Source organism: Azohydromonas lata, from assembly GCF_034427735.1.
GTDB lineage: Bacteria > Pseudomonadota > Gammaproteobacteria > Burkholderiales > Burkholderiaceae_C > Azohydromonas > Azohydromonas lata.
In genome coordinates, this window is sequence record NZ_JAXOJX010000184.1 from 1 (window position 1) to 1006 (window position 1006).

Sequence of the window (1006 nt, forward strand, 5' to 3'; positions counted from 1 at the left end):
GCGCGCCGACGTGCAGGTGCTGAGCAAGGCTCCCGTGGCCACGGGCACGGCCACGCCCAAGAACACGGCGTTTGGGCTGGAGAGCTTCGACTTCCTGGTGCAGGTGAAGAACAACGGCCCGGCGGCGGCGCAGACGGTGCAGTTTGCCGACGCGCTGCCCCCTGGGATGGAGCTCACCGGCGTGCCGGTGTTCACGGTGACGGCAGGCACTTTCGTGCCGGCGGCGCCCACGTGCACGGGCACGGCCGGCGCCACCACGTTCACCTGCGCCATCACCACCATGCCGGCCGACGGCACGGCTTCGGTGCGCATCCCGGTGCGGCTGACGGGCGCGCCTGCACCCGGCACGCTGTTCACCAACACGGCCAGCATCGTCACCACCGGCACGCCGGACACCGTCGGCGGCAACAACCCGGCCGCGGGCAACAACTTCAACAGCGGCAGCGTCGGCTCGGTGCTGCCCACGGCGGACACGCAAGTCGTCTCCAAGCGCGCGGTGGTGAGCGGCGGCACGGTGGCCCAGGGCCCGGTGCGCGCGGCCGAAGTCTTCGACTGGCTGATGGAGCTGCGCAACAACGGCCCGCAGGAAGCGCGCACCGTGCGCTTCAGCGACACGCTGCCCGCCGGCATGGAGCTGGCCGGCGCGCCGGTGTTCACGGTCACGGGCGGCACCTTCGTGCCGGCCGCGCCCACGTGCGCCGTGGGCGGCGGCAGCGTCACTTGCGACCTCACCACCATGCCGGCCGACGGCACGGCCACGGTGCGCATTCCGGTGCGGCTCACGGGCGACCCGGCCGGCGCGGCGGTGTTCACCAACACCGCCAGCCTGGTGACCACGGGCTCCGTGGACACCAACGGCGGCAGCAACCCGGGCGCGGGCAACAACCACGGCAGCGGCAGCGTCAGCGCCGTGGACAAGGCCGACGTGCAGGTGGCCAGCAAGACGGCGGTGGCCACGGGCACTGCCACGGCTCAGGCCGCGGCCGTCTCGGGCCAGCCGTTCGAT

At 73.2% G+C, this 1006-nt stretch carries 1 pseudogene; it reads left to right on the plus strand.

Features of this window, described 5'->3' with window-relative positions:
* A pseudogene (locus tag SM757_RS34925) lies at positions 1-1006 on the plus strand (hypothetical protein); the annotation flags it as partial.